Annotated in this window: 17 protein-coding genes and 2 pseudogenes; 6 read left to right on the top strand and 13 right to left on the bottom strand. The window is 46.8% G+C overall.

Annotated features, from left to right (window positions below; genetic code table 11):
- The first annotated feature begins 156 nt into the window (after positions 1-156).
- Positions 157-780 carry a DNA cytosine methyltransferase gene (locus skT53_RS15075; RefSeq protein ID WP_226375240.1) on the top strand — a complete coding sequence of 208 codons (624 nt, stop codon included), beginning with the start codon at positions 157-159 and terminating at the stop codon, positions 778-780.
- A 31-nt stretch (positions 781-811) separates the two neighbouring features.
- On the opposite strand, the gene skT53_RS15070 is transcribed toward skT53_RS15075, so the two are convergent.
- On the bottom strand, positions 812-2,284 hold the full coding sequence (locus tag skT53_RS15070) for a transposase (RefSeq protein WP_404828881.1): 1,473 nt from the start codon (positions 2,282-2,284) through the stop codon (positions 812-814).
- A 595-nt stretch (positions 2,285-2,879) separates the two neighbouring features.
- The gene (locus skT53_RS15065; protein WP_200758505.1) at positions 2,880-3,041 is read right to left on the bottom strand and encodes a putative motility protein; all 162 of its coding nucleotides are present in this window, start codon (positions 3,039-3,041) and stop codon (positions 2,880-2,882) included.
- 302 nt (positions 3,042-3,343) lie between these two features.
- Between skT53_RS15065 and skT53_RS19255 the strand changes: the two genes are divergently transcribed.
- Both skT53_RS19255 and skT53_RS19250 read left to right on the top strand, forming a co-directional pair.
- Positions 3,344-3,790 carry an IS3 family transposase gene (locus skT53_RS19255; protein ID WP_226375239.1) on the top strand — a complete coding sequence of 149 codons (447 nt, stop codon included), beginning with the start codon at positions 3,344-3,346 and terminating at the stop codon, positions 3,788-3,790.
- Positions 3,791-3,845: 55 nt separating this feature from the next.
- Positions 3,846-3,974, top strand: a pseudogene (locus skT53_RS19250) (IS3 family transposase); the annotation flags it as partial.
- 819 nt (positions 3,975-4,793) lie between these two features.
- On the opposite strand, the gene skT53_RS15050 reads toward skT53_RS19250, so the two are convergent.
- Both skT53_RS15050 and skT53_RS18600 read right to left on the bottom strand, forming a co-directional pair.
- Positions 4,794-6,425 (bottom strand): methyl-accepting chemotaxis protein, encoded by a 1,632-nt coding sequence (locus tag skT53_RS15050; RefSeq protein WP_200758501.1) that lies wholly within the window; start codon positions 6,423-6,425, stop codon positions 4,794-4,796.
- A gap of 375 nt (positions 6,426-6,800) precedes the next feature.
- Positions 6,801-7,271, bottom strand: a pseudogene (locus skT53_RS18600) (LysR substrate-binding domain-containing protein); the annotation flags it as partial.
- Positions 7,272-7,471: 200 nt separating this feature from the next.
- On the opposite strand from skT53_RS18600, the gene skT53_RS15035 reads away from it, so the two are divergent.
- From skT53_RS15035 to skT53_RS15025, 3 genes are all read left to right on the top strand, one after another.
- Complete coding sequence (locus skT53_RS15035; protein WP_200758492.1) at positions 7,472-7,846, top strand: CidA/LrgA family protein; 375 nt, start codon at positions 7,472-7,474, stop codon at positions 7,844-7,846.
- Positions 7,843-8,211 (top strand): LrgB family protein, encoded by a 369-nt coding sequence (locus skT53_RS15030; RefSeq protein WP_200758490.1) that lies wholly within the window; start codon positions 7,843-7,845, stop codon positions 8,209-8,211. The genes skT53_RS15035 and skT53_RS15030 overlap by 4 nt, the downstream gene beginning before the upstream one ends.
- 128 nt (positions 8,212-8,339) lie before the next feature.
- Positions 8,340-9,734: an MFS transporter gene (locus skT53_RS15025; protein WP_200758488.1), complete on the top strand. Its 1,395-nt coding sequence runs from the start codon at positions 8,340-8,342 to the stop codon at positions 9,732-9,734.
- A 78-nt stretch (positions 9,735-9,812) separates the two neighbouring features.
- On the opposite strand, the gene skT53_RS15020 is transcribed toward skT53_RS15025, so the two are convergent.
- The 9 genes from skT53_RS15020 to trxB form a co-directional block, all read right to left on the bottom strand.
- Positions 9,813-10,367, bottom strand: a complete 555-nt coding sequence (locus tag skT53_RS15020; RefSeq protein WP_200758486.1) for a DJ-1/PfpI family protein — start codon at positions 10,365-10,367, stop codon at positions 9,813-9,815.
- A gap of 135 nt (positions 10,368-10,502) precedes the next feature.
- Positions 10,503-10,817, bottom strand: a complete 315-nt coding sequence (locus tag skT53_RS15015; RefSeq protein ID WP_200758484.1) for a hypothetical protein — start codon at positions 10,815-10,817, stop codon at positions 10,503-10,505.
- 2 nt (positions 10,818-10,819) lie between these two features.
- On the bottom strand, positions 10,820-11,077 hold the full coding sequence (locus skT53_RS15010) for an HPr family phosphocarrier protein (RefSeq protein ID WP_318978566.1): 258 nt from the start codon (positions 11,075-11,077) through the stop codon (positions 10,820-10,822).
- Positions 11,074-12,006 (bottom strand): DNA-binding protein WhiA, encoded by a 933-nt coding sequence (gene whiA, locus skT53_RS15005; RefSeq protein WP_200758482.1) that lies wholly within the window; start codon positions 12,004-12,006, stop codon positions 11,074-11,076. The genes skT53_RS15010 and whiA overlap by 4 nt, the downstream gene beginning before the upstream one ends.
- 26 nt (positions 12,007-12,032) lie before the next feature.
- Complete coding sequence (locus skT53_RS15000) at positions 12,033-13,184, bottom strand: gluconeogenesis factor YvcK family protein (protein WP_200758480.1); 1,152 nt, start codon at positions 13,182-13,184, stop codon at positions 12,033-12,035.
- A 1-nt stretch (position 13,185) separates the two neighbouring features.
- Positions 13,186-14,055 (bottom strand): RNase adapter RapZ, encoded by an 870-nt coding sequence (rapZ, locus tag skT53_RS14995; RefSeq protein WP_200758478.1) that lies wholly within the window; start codon positions 14,053-14,055, stop codon positions 13,186-13,188.
- Between the two features lie 178 nt (positions 14,056-14,233).
- A complete protein-coding gene (locus tag skT53_RS14990; protein ID WP_200758476.1) occupies positions 14,234-14,707 on the bottom strand; it encodes an 8-oxo-dGTP diphosphatase in 474 nt (157 codons plus the stop codon).
- 182 nt (positions 14,708-14,889) lie between these two features.
- A complete protein-coding gene (gene selB, locus skT53_RS14985) occupies positions 14,890-16,800 on the bottom strand; it encodes a selenocysteine-specific translation elongation factor (RefSeq protein WP_200758474.1) in 1,911 nt (636 codons plus the stop codon).
- A gap of 14 nt (positions 16,801-16,814) precedes the next feature.
- Positions 16,815-17,780, bottom strand: coding sequence for a thioredoxin-disulfide reductase (gene trxB, locus skT53_RS14980; protein WP_200758472.1), 966 nt, complete (start codon positions 17,778-17,780; stop codon positions 16,815-16,817).
- Positions 17,781-17,859: the final 79 nt, after the last annotated feature.

The raw sequence follows: 17,859 nt of genomic DNA, 5'->3' as shown, positions 1-17,859 counted from the left end.
CGACCACTAAGACACACCTCACCAACCTCTCGGGTCCATTTCGGGAATTTTGGAATCGTAAGAAAAAACGAATAGGGCAATTCGAATATTCTCGAAGGTACAAAGATGCTTGCAATACAATTAGACGCAATCAGGCAGTGATCAACTGGTCGCTATTTGAAACTGACATTCGTAAGTTTGATTTTTCTCCTTACGCTGAAAAAAATAAATCTACTAGCAGGCGGTCCGCCATGTCAACCTTTTTCCATTGGCGGTAAACATCAGGGATACCTAGATGAAAGGGATATGTTTCCGGAAATGATTCGAGCCGTTCGAGAAATACGGCCGGAAGTTATCTTGATTGAAAATGTAAAGGGTTTGCTTAGGAAATCATTCAGTACATATTTAGAGTACATTTTACTTCAAATTACATATCCGGAAACCGTCCTGCCTAATCCTGAATTTGAGGACATTGGCAATATGATTCCTAACCATGAATATCGACCCGGTGCGAGAGTATACCCAGGGCATACAGGAAGTTTATTGGACGAACCTGCTAAGACATTGAAGGCTGGGGATCATGGGGTTCCCGGTGGAGAGAACATGTTGGTTCGTTTGGATGGCAGTGTACTTTACGACCCAGGGAGTGGCCGATACAACCAGAAACGGTCTCTTTGGGATGTAATACATCCTGGTAGATCTTGGGCTTTAAAACTTCAAGACCGCAAAGATCGATGCAAGAAATACTTACAAAAATCGAACAGTTCCTCGATAAGTAAACTATATGCTTTCAAAGAGTAGCATTTAGACTTTAGACATACGAGGCTATGTCCTAGAAGTCCGGTGAAAAATGCCGGTTTACGGTGTGGAATGGCCTTATGCACGAAAAAATAGCTGAACATAACCTGGAAATGGCAGAGGTTAGAGTTTCTTCCCTGATCACGGATTCCGGATTTTGGCATGCCAAACTACCGGTTTGAGGTCGTTTTTTCTTAAACCGGCATAACCTTTTCAGATTTTGGACGATGGCGGTCAGCAGTGTCTGCTCTTGCATATTCTCCAGACCCCTACTCCGTGCACGATCCAGCCCGTGCACCGTTTTTGCTTCTGCAAAGGCATGTTCGCAACGAGTACGCCTTTTTTGGATCTGTCGATACTTGCCTTCCAGTTGGATTCGTTTGGCTTTGTTTTTGATCAGAACTTCTTGTACTTTGACCTCTCTTTTTTGCTGTTTTTCCGCCTCATGGGTTTGTCTCTTCCAGGTTGGGATCGGTTCCAGTTCCAGATTCCGAAGCGAAACGAGCGGAATCATCCCTTGTGCAAATAATGCGCCAAGATATTCCGGGGTTCCATATGCTTTGTCGGCGGATACGGTGCGAATCCGAATCGTCGGATGTTGAAAACGAAGGGCTGTCAGTTGTCGAAGGCTGATCTCCCGTTCCGCCGTGCCCGCCGCAAGACTTGCCTGCGTTGACAAAATGACGCCGGAAGTCACATCGACGACGTTATGGACCAAATAGCGCAAATAGGCTTCCTGCCCTTTGCTCTTCTTGTATAACCGGGCGTCCGGATCGGTTACGCTTCGGTGTGTCGCATTGGAAAACTTCTTACCGTGAAAGTCTTCATGGACAGCCTCTTCTTGTAAGCGTGTCGTCTCTGAAGCGGACCTTACGGAGGACGACGGAGGGGGATCGGAATCCTCCTTTTTCGGGTCCACAGGCATTTCGTCTTGATCCTGACGAGCTAATTCTGACAAGTACTCCTCAATGGAATGCACCGGGGCCAATGTGATTTCCTGCAGACTGTGAACGGATGCGTTGGCTCGTACCTGCGATCCGTCCACCCCTGCGTGGACGTCCGGTTTTACCAAGCCAGCCGCAATGCACTGATCGACAACATGGATCATCATTTGCTCGAAAATCCCATGCTTTCGCCACAATTTGCGGGTCTTAACCAAGGTCGTTCGATCCGGAAGGGAGGGGCGGTTCGGACTCGGTCGCTGAACGGATTCGAAATCCAGCCCGCAAAACCACAAATAGCCCGCATGCATAGATAGCAATTGATACAATTCCCGTTCGGAGTGGTTGAACAGGTAGGAAAGCAGCATCAATCGAACCATCCGCTCCGGGTCAGCCGCCGGGCGGCCGGTACGTTCCGTGTACAGCGGCGCCACCCAGTCATGGACAACGGAAAAATCAAGCGCTTCGTTCAGTTGGCGCAGGATATGCTTTTTGGGCACCAGTTCGTCCATGTCCACAAATTGGAACATCTGAGGCTGGATGGCCGATGACTTACGAGCTTTCATGTTCAATCACTCTTTCGATGGTTTGTTATAGTATCAATTCGGCAAACCCGTGGTAAAAGCCTGCTAAGGCGGGCTTTTTCACCGGACTTCTAGTAGTCTCGGATTATGAAAAAATCCCCGGACTAAGTCGTGAGCCATACCGCTTTGCTACCTTGCGCGATACCGTATCTTGGTGTGACTGGCGATTATACGGTAATATGGGCTTGCATAGGTATGGTTTTTCTTGGTATAAGCGCTTGCTTTGTGAGTTGAAACATGGGCTGCATTTATGTACTTGTGCGATGTTTTAGGGGATTGAACGGCTCCGCTGACCCCGAGCAAGTCCGAGAATGCCAGAAACAATGAGACTCCCACATGCAACCACCACATATTATCACCCTCCCCCAAAACCGGCAGTGGAATTACAATCCACCCGAGGCTTTTAATCACGCTATTCACAGCTCTTTCCTTGACTTGTACCTTTTGTTGGAGAACCATTTCATCGTAATTCTTTGTTGCACGTCTACTGAACTATATACCTTTGTTGAGTATGAAATACCTGCAAAATAAAAAGCACCGCTTTCACGATGCTGTCATTTCGCAGTACGTCTTGTTTTTAAATTCGAATATCGACATTTTGTCCTTTACCAGGTTCGTTTATCGATACAGTCTGCGGCAACGCTGCCAGTAGATTTTGCATGTTTGTTGTTTCCATATTCATAGCCTTTTTCTGCAGCAACAGTTGAACTTGAGATTGGAGTGACGATATGTCCATCATTTTCACCGCCTTTTGTAAATCATTCGCTGCTATTTTCCAAAATCCTGCTACAGATTTTGTTTCGCCTCTTTAAAAGGTAATATTTGGAATAAAATTTTATTTTAATAAATTACTCAACTTTCGGTGCGACCAGGCCTAGGTTGTGAAGTTTAGCAGGAGGAGTACTTTTACAATTATGAAAAAACAGAGCAATTGCTTTGTCGTAAACTATGAGGTGAAAAGGAGTTAGAAATTGCCATCTCGCGTGATCTCGTAAAAAAGAAAAACCCTCACTTGCTGACAGACTTGAAAATAGCGCATAAGTGGATCACGGACGGGTACAGTGTTTCCATCGTACTCCGCATTGTGGGGTTTCTCGATCCACGTATTATAACTGGTTGCAGCCGCCGAAGAAGAAAGAAAAACACGATTCGAAACCCGTCGGTCGCCCCATTCCAGGATATTGTTTCACAAAACAAGGCAAGAAAGTCAGTGATGAACAGATCAAGGAATGGATCATGGAAGCGATCGCAGGTGACGGATATTCCTATGGATATATGAAACCCACACATCATTTACGACAGGAATATGGCCTTGTCATCAATAAGAAACGAGTCTATCGACTCTGTAAAGAGCTGGATATTTTAAAACCCCAACGGGAAAGGAAATCCATCTATCCAGGAACCGAGACATTACAGCCCCCAATCAGCTATGGGAAGTGGATATCAAATATGGATATATCACAGGGAGGCATTTCATCGTTGGTTTGAGGAAGACTGTTTATCTCGATACGAATTTCAAACGTATTAAGAAGCATATCGAGCCGTCGTAGAATACAAGGAGTATTATAACAATCGGCGAATTCACTCAAGTTTGCATTATTTATCACCTAAATCGTTCTATCAGCAGCATATAGAAAATGGGTTGATGCCAGTAAAAGCCATACGAGTGTAGGTTGAGTTGGGCGTAGCATACCATTTACGGTCAGAACGATCGAGTATACTCGCACCTGCCGGTGCGTCAAGAGAGTCCTGAGTTCAAAACATTCGCATCGACCTTGATTTCGGGAGGCTCACCGTCAATGGCCAACGACAGGGAGAAAAGCTTGATACGAAATGTAACGAAAATGACTCAAAATAGAAGGTATGTCCAAATCTCGCGGCAGCGGTCTACCTTAGGTACGTTCGTGTGTAATTGAGCAGCCATCTTGGGCACACTCAGGCCCTCAGCATCAAGCAATATCATACGAGCACGTTCAGCGTGACAAACTTGGGCGGTTCGAGATTGACTGATTTGTCGAAGCATAGTCTGTTCTTCTTCTGAAAGTACAAGTACAGGTTTTTTATAGTAGGCGGCCATTGGTATCCTCTCCCGACTGGATCTTATACCAAGGATATCGTATTCTGGCATAAACTTATAGTATTTTCAAAACGTTTTACTAGACAATAAACGTTTCCTTCAGCCATTTACAGAAAAGCATCTAACTCATAGAGGTCGTCCTACAATCCCGAGTACGGTTTAGGTCGAAGCCGGTATAGGGGCTTTGTCGGCACTAAACCCTGGATAGGGTTCGGAATATGGGTACATAATCTTAGAAGAGCTGCCCAATTGCAATAAAGCATAAAACGGAAATAAGAGTAAAATCCGAACCCCCGAATAATGGGACAACAACCAATCATGCGCTTACTGCGCTAAAAATACGAAACAAATTTCAAAGAGGCTGACCTCCGCCAACCTCTTTGAAAGTGCGCTTTTGATTTCTTATTCCACTGCTTACAACTTAAATTTTTGTACTACTTTCTGCAGTTCTTCCGCCATTTTTGATAGGGTACTCGCAGAAGAGGCAATTTCCTCCATTGAGGCTAATTGCTCTTGGGACGTCGCCGATATATTCTGGATACCGCTTGCTGATTCTTCCATAACGGTTGTAATCCGGTGAATCGTTTTTACCAATTCTTCGGCTCCTGCTGACATTTCTTGTACAGCAGCAGAAACTTCCTGAATTTGGGTGGTCACCTGATTCACGGAGTCTTCAATCTTATCGAAAGAATCACCCGCCACCTGGACCACTTCAATCCCCTTCGCAACTTCCTGTGAGCCGATTTCCATACCGCGAACCGCACTTTTGATTTCGTTTTGGATTGTACCAATTAAATCTTCAATTTGGTGAGCGGACTGCGCGGATTGTTCTGCCAGTTTTCGTACCTCGTCGGCAACCACTGCAAATCCTCTGCCATGTTCACCTGCCCTTGCCGCTTCAATCGCAGCATTTAACGCCAGCAGATTCGTTTGTTCCGCAATCCCTGTAATGGCCCCGATAATATCCCCGATTTGATCGGATCGTTCGCCCAACCCTTTGACCACGTCGGACAACCCGCGTACCGTGTTGCTGATCGAATTCATTTGTTCCACTGCACTGTTGATTGCGATATGACCTTCTTGCGCCATATCTGATGCTTGGATTGCAGAAGTTGCAACATGATTGGCATTGACTGAAATTTTCTTCACCACCGATGCCATTTGGGCAACGGTTTGATCGGTGTCCTCGATCGAACGGGTGATTTGCTCGGATCCTACTGCCATTTGCTGAATTGTAGTAGCCGCATGCTCCGTTGCCCTAGTGGTTTGTTCCGACCCAGCCGTCAATTCTTCCGAGGATGCCGCGACCTGTTCCGCACTGGTTGCCACTTGCCGAATTATCTTTTTAAGGGATGTCAGCATTACATTAAAATCTCTTGCCAAACTGCCGATTTCATCCCGATTTTTTACTTCTACAGGTTCAATTGTTAGATCACCATTAGACACCTGTTCCACTTGCTTCGCAATTTGCAGAATGGGCGTTGTAATGCGTTTTGCAAATACCCATGTGATCACGGCCCCGACAATTAAGGAAACGCCAAGGACAATTAACAAAAAATATAATATTTGGTTGGCTGCACCGTTGTAGTCTGTCAAATAGGAACCGGCACATACAATCCATCCCCAATGCGGGTCCATTTCGGAATAAGTAATTTTAATGTCAGTTTTGTTTGGATTGGATGCGAGAGGCCACTCGTAAGTTGTATAACCTCCCCCGTTCGAACCGGCCTTAATCACGTCCTGTATAAAAAACGTGCCATCTTTCGCTTGCGAACTCCATAAATTTTTCCCTTCGGATGTTGGACTTGCAAGCGACATCCCTTGCTTATCAAGTACAAAAAAGAATCCGTTTGCCCCGAGATCAAACCGTGTATTGATCGGTCGATACCCATTCGCCGGTTTCGCACCCAAAATTTCTTGTTTGACGAGTTCCTGGGCATCCTCGAGCTTTAAATTTCCGCTGTCAACCTGGCGATTGAGAGCATCAATCATGGAAATCACAAGCCGAACGTCATTTTTCAATTGTACGCGTCCGGCTTGATCCAATCCATTTTTTGCCTCCTGATATCCAATAGTTCCCACAACGATGCTTGGAATTGCAAGAAGAAGAAGACAAACAAAGATAAATTTAGTTCGTAATGAGTTCATACCTAGCCATTGCACTGAAAACATCCCACCTCATCAATTGTAGTTTCCCTAGCTGTCGAATGGAATATTCTGTCATACCTCCTATAACGACTCTGATATCGCCTCCTTCTTCCACTAATTAAAGAGCTAAAATTATCCTAAGTCAACAAAAAACGACAAATAGTTACAATTATTTACAATGACCTCCGGGTTTGTATACTAACTTTTAAAGATCAATACAAGGCGCGGATGCAGCCATATACATTGGCTAGCACAATTATTTCTATAAAGGGTCTAAGACGATATTGGTTGTTCCAGCAGAGAGCGTGTTACCTTAATGAATTCCTTGGTAGTGAAAGAAACATATTGATTTTTTGGCCATATCATGCATAAATTCCAAGGAATGGAGTCCAGCAAGGGAATGATCACGACTTCCTTGTCAGAAAGTTTCTTGCAAATGATTTCGGGCAGCAATGCAATGCCAAGATCGGCAGCCACCATCTCTCCAATAAAATCCCATTGAGAACTTTTGCATGCCACTTTTGGGGTATAGCCCAATTGAACACAAGCGTTGATAATCCGATCATGCAAAGCAAAATCCTCACGGAATCAAATGAATGACTTGTTAACTAATTCAGATAAAGAAACCTCTCTTTTATCCGCTAAACGGTGGTTTGGATGAACCAGCAGCATGAGGTTTTCACTGACAAAGGAGAACGAATCAAACATGGCGTCATTTATCGGCATCAATACAACTCCCAGGTCAAATTTCCCTCTTCCACACCCTCAGCTACGGCAACAGCTCCCTTGCTTTGCTGTTTCAATGAAATAATTCAAGTGGTGAAGATCCAAGAAAAGCCCCCTCTCAATCCATAGATTTTTTGCATAATTTATATTCTATATATGTATTTTACGTATCTATCATCCCTTCGTATACTGATGCTATTCACGAAGGGATGATCGAAATGAGGGGATTTATTAAAGTTATCGTGCAAGTCTTGGGATTGGTTTTATTTTCGTGCCTTGTAAATTATATAGCGCATAAAATCAATTTAAAAATTCCAGGAAGTATACTGGCACTGATTTTGGTATTTATTCTGCTTAAATTAAAAATTGTTCGGTTGGAATGGCTCGAAGCGGGAGCGAATTGGCTTCTTGCAGCATTACTTTTATTCTTCATTCCATCTTCTGTTGGAATCGTACAATACGGAGAATTATTAACGACTGAGGGTTTTAGACTTTTAATTGATATAGTGTTTAGTACTCTAATTGTTATGACACTCACAGATATAATAACGGAATTTCTAATGAAGCATCGTAAGGAGGCGAACTCCAAATGATAGGGATTATAAGTCTTATTACCACCATAGCGGTTTATTATGCAACCATAAAAATCTATCGCCGTTGGTCATTTGTCTGGTTGTCACCAATGATTACAAGCGTATTCATTTTGGTGCTGTTTTTGTCTGTTACCCACGTATCCTATACTGATTATTTGTCGGGAGCTAAGTGGTTAAACGACATGTTGGGTCCGGCAACGGTTGCTTTCGCTATTCCATTGTACAAATACAGTCATTTATTGAAAAAATATGGCACTGCCATAGTAGCAAGTTTGTTGGCAGGCGCATTCATTGCCATCATTTCCACTGCTTTATTGGGAAAATGTGTCCATCTAAGTCCTGAAATCATTCACATCCCGAAATGAGATGTGGGATTCAATCTCATAACCTAGAAAATGCCCCTATAATGGGGGGTTCTTATTTGTCAATCCTTTTCTTATTGTTTAAAAAATTCTATTATGTAATTAAAATATTTTCTCTAGGTGGTGGTTTCATGCAGGCAGAATCCGTTTCATCGCGTATGGATCGTCTTCCGATTAGTCCTGTACACAGAAAAGCCATGTTTTTGATTGGAATTGGTATGTTTTTCGATCTGTATGACATTTTTCTGTCAGGTACACTGGGCTCCGTTTTGACGAAACAGTTCCATGTGAGCAGCGCACAGCTCCCTTTGTTATTGGGATCGAGTTTCCTCGGCATGTTTATCGGATCCATTGTGCTAAACAACCTGGCCGATCGCGTCGGCCGCAAAAAAGCGTTTATGATCAATCTTGGCATTTATTCGATTTTTACATTTCTTGGTGCATTTAGCCCCAACGCGACTTTGCTGATTCTGTTCCGCTTTCTGGCTGGTCTTGGACTCGGTGCGGAACTGCCGCTCAGTGACACGTATTTAAGCGAACTTCTGCCCGCCAAAAATCGCGGTCGTTACATTGCTTGGGCGTATACGTTTGGGTTTCTCGGAGTTCCTTGTATCGGGTTCCTAGCGCGTGGATTGGTGCCCATGCAGCCAATGGGATTCGACGGCTGGCGTTGGCTGTTTGTAATTGGAGCAATCGGAGCGGTGATCATCTGGCTGCTTCGCGGCAGTCTTCCGGAATCTCCCCGTTGGCTGGAATCGGTTGGACGTGTACAGGAGGCCCATCAACTGGTCGATCAGTTTGAGAAGAACAATCGGTTGACTTCTTCTGGCGCTTCCCGCGCATCTGCTGTTTCCGAAACTCACCGGGCAACGTCCGTTCCGACCCGTCTGTTGTTCAGTCCGACTTATCGGAAACGAACGGTGATGTTATGGATCTTCCAAATTTTGCAAACCATCGGATACTACGGATTCGGTTCACTGGTTCCGATTGTTCTGGGCCAAAAAGGATACACGATTGTCAGTTCGCTGGAATTTACCGCTTTGACCTTTATCGGCTACCCGATCGGTTCGTTCCTTTCTCTGTTTGTGATTGAGCGAATCGACCGCAAATGGTTAATTGTTTTTTCCGCGTTGGGTATGGCGGTGTTCGGTCTGTTGTTCGGGTATTCCACTTCAGAAAACAGCATTGTTCTGTTCGGATTCCTGTATACGTTAATCAGCAACGTGTTTTCCAATGGGTTGCATACCTACCAGGCTGAAATTTTCCCTACTTCGATTCGCGCTACGGCGGCTGGTACCGCTTACAGCCTGAGCCGTTTGACAAGTGGTTTGATGCCGTTGGTAATGCTGCCGGTACTGAAAAATTACGGGGCAACCAGTATGTTTGGTGTGGTCGCAGCCGCCATGGTTCTGATCATGTTAGACATTGGCATTTTAGGACCTCGTACGACCGGACGGTCACTGGAAGCTGTCAACCAGCCTGGCGAAGCGGACTCTGCAGCTTCCGGCACTTCCCGCTCGCTGTAATATCCGATCTAAATGGGACAAGAATAGAGAGAGTCGCCCAAACTGGCGGCTCTTTCTATTCTATTGTCTTTCCGTCCTTTATCGGTTTAATACCCGGAAGAATTCCCGCATGAATCCTGGCAAATCCGGCCATGCGAAAGCGGAAACCAACTGTCCGTCCACATGCACACGGTCATTTACGTAAGTGGCGCCGCAAGCTTCCACATCCGGTTTAATACCGATCACGGCACTCACCTTACGTCCCTCCAGATACGGTTTTACGACCGTAAATACTTGAGCGGCATGGCAAATGGCTCCGATCGGTTTATTTGCTTCAAAGAAATGCGCGATGATCTTTGGCAGATTCGGATCGAGCCGGATGTATTCAGGCGCCCGTCCGCCCGGGATAATCAGACCGTCATAGTCAGCCGGATTCACATCCCGAAATGAGATATGGGAGTCAATTGCATAACCCGGTTTTTCCGTAGATGTTTCAATTCCTTCCGTGCGATCATGAACAACGGTATACAATTTTTTCTTGTTGGGAGATGCGATCGTGACGTCGATGCCTTCCTCCAAACAACGGTAATACGGATACATCAATTCCAATACTTCCACTGCGTCCCCCGTAACAATCAACACTCTTTTGCTCATTTCATTCCCTCCCCCTATGGAATCCGCAAATTCATCCCCAGTTTATCACAAAGACACTGTTCATTCCGTAATCCATCTTCCATTTTTGTACTCATACAAAAAAGCATGCTGTTTTTCGCATGCCAATCGCTTGCTTTACCCTTCGGAATTTTGTTTTTCCCACTCTTTCAGAAACGCTTTTTCCCGTTCTACCAGGTCCGGATGTGTGTCCAAAAACCAGCGAAGCTGCTTCTCTTCCCACGCATCCCGATCCACGCCCCGAATGATTTCCGGGTTCAACCAGCCAATCTCCCGGTCGTACAAAATTTCCTGCTGCCTGGCTTGTCCGTTTTCCACAAACCGGGACACCTGCATAAAAATTTTTTCCCGGCCTTCTTCGTCCTTACCGATATACATCATCATTTCGTTGTCATCCCACGCATGGGTCCAATCGAGCGGATTCATAACCATCCCTATTCTTCCCGGCTGATCATTTCAGCCAACGTTTCAACTGCCTGTTCTTCATCCGATCCGTTTGCCCGAATAATAACGGTCGATCCCTTTGCAATAGCCAGCGACATAATTCCCATAATGCTTTTCGCATTAACCGGCTTACCTGCTTTTTCAACCACAATCTCACTAGAAAAGCGATTTGCTGCCTGCACGAACAGGGCCGCCGGACGTGCATGCAAACCTGCCCGCAGGTTGACCTGGACGCTTTTCTCTATCACACGGATCCCTCCCTTAACTTCTCAGCCATTTGTTCCAATTTGCGCAATCGATGATTGACTCCCGATTTTGAAACATTTCCCGCCAGCATCGAACCTAATTCTTTCAAATTGATGTCTGGATATTTTAATCGGAGTTCCGCCACCTCTTTTAAGTGCGGCGGTAAATTTCCCAGACCGATTTGCTGCTCAACCAATCGGATATTCTCGATTTGGCGGACAGCGGCATGAATCGTCTTGTTCAGATTGGCCGTTTCACAGTTGACTAACCGATTGACTTGATTTCTCATGCCTTTTAAAATACGGACATCCTCAAACCGCAGGAGTGCCTGATGCGCTCCTATAATATTCAAAAACTCAATAATCTTCTCGCCTTCCTTGATGTACACCACGTGCACCCGTTTCCGTTCGATCAGTTTGGCGTGCAGATCGAATTCATTGACGAGTTCCAACAATGAATGCGCATACATGGAACTGTTAAGGGCGATTTCCAAATGGTAGGAATTGCTCTCCGGATCATTGACCGATCCGGCGGCCAGAAAGGCCCCTCGCAAATAGGAACGCTTGCAACAGGATTTTGCAAATAATTCCTGATCGATTCCCTGTTTATATTTTACACCGTTTTCGGCAATTTTCAATTCAGAAAGGATCTCCTGCACCCGAAACGGTACTCGGACCATGTAGATGTTGTTTTTCTTGAGGCGCATTTTTTTGCGGACCAACACTTCTGCGTGAACGTCGAACATCTTTCGCATCAACGTATAAATTCGCCGCGCAATGGCAGCATTCTCCGTTGATATATCCAAAACGGGGCGTCGACCTTCCGACAGTTGCCCGTTTAAACGGACCATTGCTGACAACTCCGCTTTCTGACAGCATACTTTTGTCTCCAGCTGGGTCAGTTCCTTTTTTGTTCGAGATGCAAATGACATAGCTGCCTCCTGGGTGCCGTCATTTCTTATATATTCTTCGTCAAGATAGACAATACCTGTTCACTGATCTGTTTCGCGTCGTGACGGGCATAAATTGCGTAATGCAGAAAATTTCGCGCGACAACTTGCAGGCCCATCTGTTGCAGATTCCAAGTATCCGCCTCTACAGGCGCCGCCCGTTTTTCCCGGTATTGTTCAATAACGGCAGGCGGTATCGGAGCGGAGTTGACAAACACATAATCAAACAAGCCGCTTCCCACATGATCATGGATCGCTTTTAGATGCATCGAGGCTGTATAATCGTCTGTTTCACCCGGTTGTGTCATCACATTGCAGATATACACTTTTTTCGCTTTGGAAGCACGGATTGTATCCGCCATGCCGGGGACCAACAGATTCGGCAGAATGCTGGTGTAAAGACTGCCCGGACCGACCAGAATCGCATCCGCCTGTTGTAACGCATGAATCACTTCCGGAAGCGGGCTCGCATCAGCCGGCTCGATTTCTACTTTTTCAATCTTTTTGCCCACATTTGGTATTTGCGATTCACCGGCTACGATTGTTCCATCCGTCATATGCGCTTTCAACACAATCTCCTGCCCGGAAGCCGGCAGCACGCGCCCGCGAACAGCCAACACGCGGGATGTTTCCCGGATCGCCGTTTCAAAGTCACCCGTTACGTCCGTCATGGCGGCAATGAACAGATTTCCAAAACTGTGTCCCGCCAACCCTTCACCCGTTTGAAATCGCTGCTGAAAAAGCTTTTCCAGCAACGGTTCTGTGTCTGCGAGAGCCACCAGGCAGTTACGGATATCGCCCGGCGGCGGGATACGCAAATCGGATCGAAGCCTGCCGGAAGACCCGCCGTCATCCGCCACGGTTACTACAGCCGTAATATCCACTTCATATTCTTTTAATCCCCGGAGCAGGACGGACAACCCGGTGCCGCCCCCGATTACGACAATCTTGGGACGCCCCAGCTTTGCCAACAGTTCCTTTCGCCCAAGCTGTTCATCCCGCCACCAACCGAGCGACAACAGTCCTGATCCAACCAGCAGACAGGCTAATCCGATTACCGATGCCTGCCCCGTAACCGATTTAAGTCCCGCTCCCGCCGTGATCAGACCCAGGCCAAACACGCACAGTGTCCAGGCAAGCAGCCACCACTTTTTTATCATCTTATCGTTCCTTTTCACAGTCGCGGTGAATCACGACGACCATCCCTTTTTTTTGCAGATGATTGTATAGCAGTTCTGCAATCGAAACAGAACGGTGTTGACCGCCCGTACAGCCGATTGCGATCACAACCTGCTGTTTGCCTTCTTTCTCAAAATGGGGCAGTAAAAAGTCCACCATATCGATTAATTTTTCGACAAACTGTTGAGTAACCGGCCATTTCATTACATAGTCGTACACTTCCTGATTTTTGCCGGTTAGCGGGCGCAAGGATTCCACATAATGCGGATTCGGCAGGAACCGCACGTCAAATACCAGATCCGCATCAATCGGAACCCCATGTTTGAACCCAAACGATAGAATCTGTATGTTCAGCTTGGATTCATCCGCATAGGAAAACCGTTCAATAATCTGATTTCGCAGCTCGGTTGGCTTCATCCTGCTGGTGTTTATGATCCAGTCCGCACGGCCACGCATTTCTTCAAGTTTTTTGCGCTCTCTTGCAATTCCTTCTGTAATCCGCCCCTCCGGCGCCAGGGGATGCCTTCGTCTCGTCTCTTTGTAGCGGCTGACCAGCGTTTCATCGTCTGCTTCCATATAGATCACCTGGCACGTAATTCCGCTGTGTTCCTCTAGCTCTTTCACCGCGTCAAACAGTTCTTTATCAAAGGCACGTGCCCGCAAATCGCAGACAAGAGCCACTTTTGCCACTTTCCCGTCCGATTGATAAACCAAGTCTCCCAACTTTGGAATCAAAGCGGGCGGCAGATTGTCAATACAGAAAAATCCGAGGTCTTCGAAACATTGCAACGCGACCGATTTTCCCGCCCCGGAAAGTCCTGTCAGAACGAGAATTTTAACAGATGTATGCATGTGTACCACCCCGCCTTACACCTTTTAATAGTAGTATAACATAAAGAAAACTTGGCTTCGTCAAGCCGTTTGCGAGGCGGAAGCCAAGTGTACTGATACTGCCGCATACTTCGAAATATGCTTCCTATAGTGAAAATAAAAAACGCCATATACAACTTATATGACGCTTCCGTTTTAATCATCGCAATACAGGCAACGGAGATTCCTGATTCCAATCGATCAGTTGATAATCCGGCGTATATATAAACTTTCCGGTTAATAAAGAGTTTTCCCGCAGGACGTGTCGGAGGAAGTACCGATCGCCTTCCGCCATCGGCCGCTTGTTCAGCGAATTCACAGCCACCCACTCCAGATGCCCTTCTTCGCTCTCTTTATGAAGCTTACCTTGAAAGGACTCGGCATAAAAGGTAAACAGCATCCAGTGATTCATCATTTGTCCGTTTTCTTCCAAAACAATCGTGAAAACACCGCGCAACTGAGGTTCCAACAGAGTTAATCCGGTTTCTTCTCTAAATTCCCGGACAACCGTCTCTAACAACGACTCGCCCGCCTCTACCTTTCCGCCTGGCGCAACCCACCAGCCGCGTCTCGGTTTCTGCAGCATTAAAATCCGATCGCCTTGGCGCAATATGCAATTCGCTACCATCTGCATAGCTTTAATCAACTCCTGCTTTTCTAGCATATCATGCCAAAACGATCAAAACAACGCAAAAAAAGAGTGACGTGACTTTTCACTCACGCCACTATATGAAAAAGGGGGTCAAATGTGTACGTTCTCAGTGTATCCCAGTTTTATTAATTTTATATAAGGAAAGGGTTACAAATTTGTGAACCTTATTTTTTAAGCAGAACGCGTCGATCTTCTACCCGTTTTGTAACCTTCGTACGGTCCAGATACTCAAGCAGCCCTAAGGCAAATTTTCTTGATGTGCCGACCCGATCACGAAATTCCGCCACCGTGAATCCTGCCTCCGTGCCAATCTCGGATAGTATTGTCGGCGCTTGTTCAATCGCTTGACGGCTGAACAGCAATCCTTCCTCTACTTCAACCAGTGTTTCTCTTTCTTTCAGAAGAGTTATGATGCCCTGTACCGTCTTTTCCTGACCTTTATAAAGCGTCAGCAGTTCCTGCAATGTCGGCGGCTGATATAAATCGGACTGGAACCTGCCCACGATTTCCTGCAGCAACTGCTCTTCTTTCGGATTTAGCGGGACCTCATAACCAGCCAGTTTAATTCGATCCTGCCTGACTTCAATCCGTTCCGCCCGTTCGCCAAGCTCAAGGATCCCATCGTAAATTTTGGGCTTCAATTTCTTCGTCAATTGCGACATCACCTGCGCTTTGGCGACAAATGTATGAAACCGCTCCCGTTCATAATGCGCCTGAATCTTCAGTTCAATTTCATTCAGTACCCGATTCAGCGATTTAAAGGAAATAAATCCGTTTGTTCCGGGGATCTCACAAATCCCCTCCCGTTCCATCAGTTCTGTCAGCCAGGTTTGCGTTTGCTCTACAGTGGCTTTTAAACGGGTTGACAGCTCAGCCGCCGTCAGACCGATCTCTTCATCCAACAGTTGGAGAATCCGTTCCTGCGGCCCGCCTTTTTCCTTCGATTCCAGCTCTTCAATCACATATTGCCGATTGCGGCGGTACAGGCGAGCCGGGTGAGGGTCAATTACGACACCGCCGCCGATTGTCAACATGGGCGAGTAGGTCCGTAAAATAAAATGGTCTTTCGTTTCACAGACGATCGGCGACTCCAAGTCGAGCTGCAGAAATCCCTCCTGACCGGGCAGCAGTTCATCGCCTTCAAGCAGAACGACACGTCCTAAAACTTCGCTGGTACCGATATACAAACGAATTCGCATACGATTTTTTAACGTCCACGGACTGTCCGACAGCAGACGAAACCGTACGTCAAGCAGTTCGGATGGTTTGAAAAGCTTCGGTTTCGCAACGACATCACCGCGACCCAGCTCCGTCCGCTCAACGCCGACCAGATTAAGCGCCGTTCGCTGTCCGGCTTGCGCCCGTTCAGTCGTTTCCCCATGCACCTGGATGGATCGAACGCGGACCGGTTCGCCGCCCGGCAACACTTCCAGCGCATCTCCCACCTTCACTTGACCTGCCAAAATGGTTCCCGTCACAACCGTACCAAATCCCGGCAACGAAAATACGCGGTCAATCGGCATTCGAAACGGCGCGCTGACTTCCCTTGGCTGGATGTCTTTCGCCAATTCGCTGATTTGTTCGCGGAGTACATCTATTCCTTCGCCCGTATAGGCAGAAACCGGCACAATCGGCGCGTCCTGCAAAATCGTGCCTGCCAGTCCCTCTCGTATTTCTTCGGTCACCAGCGACCTCCATTCCTCATCCACCGTATCGATCTTGGTAAGCACCACGATGCCTTTTTGCACATGAAGCAGTTCCACGATATGCAGGTGTTCCTTCGTTTGCGGCATGATTCCTTCATTTGCGTCAATCACCAGCAAAATCAGGTCAATTCCGGCCGCCCCCGCCAGCATATTCTTAATGAACCGCTCATGGCCGGGCACATCAATAACCCCGATGCGTCTGCCATCGGGGAGCGTCAACGGGGCAAAGCCGATATCGATTGAAATGCCCCGCTCTTTTTCTTCTTTATGCGTATCCGTATCGAGACCGGTCAACGCCCGCACCAAGGTCGTTTTTCCATGGTCGATATGACCGGCCGTACCCACAATAATAAAATGATCCTGTGTCACCGCGTTCTCACCTTTCATTGCGAGACCGTCACATCTGCCTCAGTTTCTGCCGAATCCGCCAGCGATTCAATGTAATGATAAGCTGTCATGGCGGCGATTGCTCCGTCTGAAGCAGCCGTAATAATCTGACGCAACCCTTTATCCCGTACATCCCCGGCTGCAAATACACCCGGAATTGCAGTTTTCATGCTTTCATCCGTCACAATATAGCCGCCCTCGTTTAAAATCCTGGAACCGGACAGAAAATCGGTGTTCGGCTTCATACCGACATAGATGAACAGGCCGTTCGCCGGTTTTTCGTAAGTTTCTCCGGTTTTCAGGTTTTTGATGGTAACCGACTGCATCGCGTTTTCACCGTTCACCGCTTCCACAGTGCTGTCCCAAATAAAATCAATACGGGGATTCTCAAATGCGCGCTTCTGTAAAATCGGTTGCGCCCTTAATTTGTCTCTCCGGTGCACAATCGTCACTTTGTTGAACCGAGTGAGGAAAGCTCCCTCTTCGATCGCCGAGTCGCCGCCACCGACAACGATAATCCCTTTGTCCATACCCGGCCGTTTTTCGTTAAAAAATGCGCCGTCGCAGGTCGCGCAGTAACTGACGCCCCTGCCGCGAAATTCTTTCTCGCCTGAGGCGCCCAGCAATTTGGGCTCCGCTCCGGTGGCAATCAAAACCGTTTTGGCTTCCATGATCTCCTTGTCTGTGTGGATTTTCTTGATCGGCCCCTCTAATTCCGCTTTTTCTACTTCACCCGTTTTATATTCCACACCAAAATGCAGGGCATGTTCATACATCACCTGTGATAATTCCGGGCCCATGATCATTTTGATGCCAGTGTAGTTTTCCACTTCGGTCGTATTTTGCATCTGTCCGCCGGGAAGCCCCTTTTCCAAAACGGCCACTTTCAAATTGGCCCTAGCCGCATATACGGCAGCCGACAATCCGGCTGGACCAGCCCCGATAATAAGTAAATCGTACATGTTATCACCTCGTCTTTAGACTTCTTTCGCAGTAGCTAAACTTCTCCCAACAGTATATGAAAAAAAGAGCAGAACCAAC

The organism is Effusibacillus dendaii (assembly GCF_015097055.1).
Taxonomy (GTDB): Bacteria; Bacillota; Bacilli; order Tumebacillales; family Effusibacillaceae; genus Effusibacillus; species Effusibacillus dendaii.
The sequence above is the reverse complement of the archived record's forward strand: the minus strand, read 5'-3'. Positions and strand labels throughout refer to the sequence as shown.

Excerpts from the sequence above, each read along its gene's own strand:
- skT53_RS15070 (WP_404828881.1), bottom strand. The coding sequence starts at position 2,284 with ATGAAAGCTCGTAAGTCATCGGCCATCCAGCCTCAGATGTTCCAATTT.
- skT53_RS15065 (WP_200758505.1), bottom strand. The coding sequence starts at position 3,041 with ATGATGGACATATCGTCACTCCAATCTCAAGTTCAACTGTTGCTGCAG.
- skT53_RS15035 (WP_200758492.1), top strand. The coding sequence starts at position 7,472 with ATGAGGGGATTTATTAAAGTTATCGTGCAAGTCTTGGGATTGGTTTTA.
- skT53_RS15030 (WP_200758490.1), top strand. The coding sequence starts at position 7,843 with ATGATAGGGATTATAAGTCTTATTACCACCATAGCGGTTTATTATGCA.
- skT53_RS15025 (WP_200758488.1), top strand. The coding sequence starts at position 8,340 with ATGCAGGCAGAATCCGTTTCATCGCGTATGGATCGTCTTCCGATTAGT.
- skT53_RS15020 (WP_200758486.1), bottom strand. The coding sequence starts at position 10,367 with ATGAGCAAAAGAGTGTTGATTGTTACGGGGGACGCAGTGGAAGTATTG.
- skT53_RS15015 (WP_200758484.1), bottom strand. The coding sequence starts at position 10,817 with ATGGTTATGAATCCGCTCGATTGGACCCATGCGTGGGATGACAACGAA.
- whiA (WP_200758482.1), bottom strand. The coding sequence starts at position 12,006 with ATGTCATTTGCATCTCGAACAAAAAAGGAACTGACCCAGCTGGAGACA.
- skT53_RS15000 (WP_200758480.1), bottom strand. The coding sequence starts at position 13,184 with ATGATAAAAAAGTGGTGGCTGCTTGCCTGGACACTGTGCGTGTTTGGC.
- rapZ (WP_200758478.1), bottom strand. The coding sequence starts at position 14,055 with ATGCATACATCTGTTAAAATTCTCGTTCTGACAGGACTTTCCGGGGCG.
- skT53_RS14990 (WP_200758476.1), bottom strand. The coding sequence starts at position 14,707 with ATGCAGATGGTAGCGAATTGCATATTGCGCCAAGGCGATCGGATTTTA.
- trxB (WP_200758472.1), bottom strand. The coding sequence starts at position 17,780 with ATGTACGATTTACTTATTATCGGGGCTGGTCCAGCCGGATTGTCGGCT.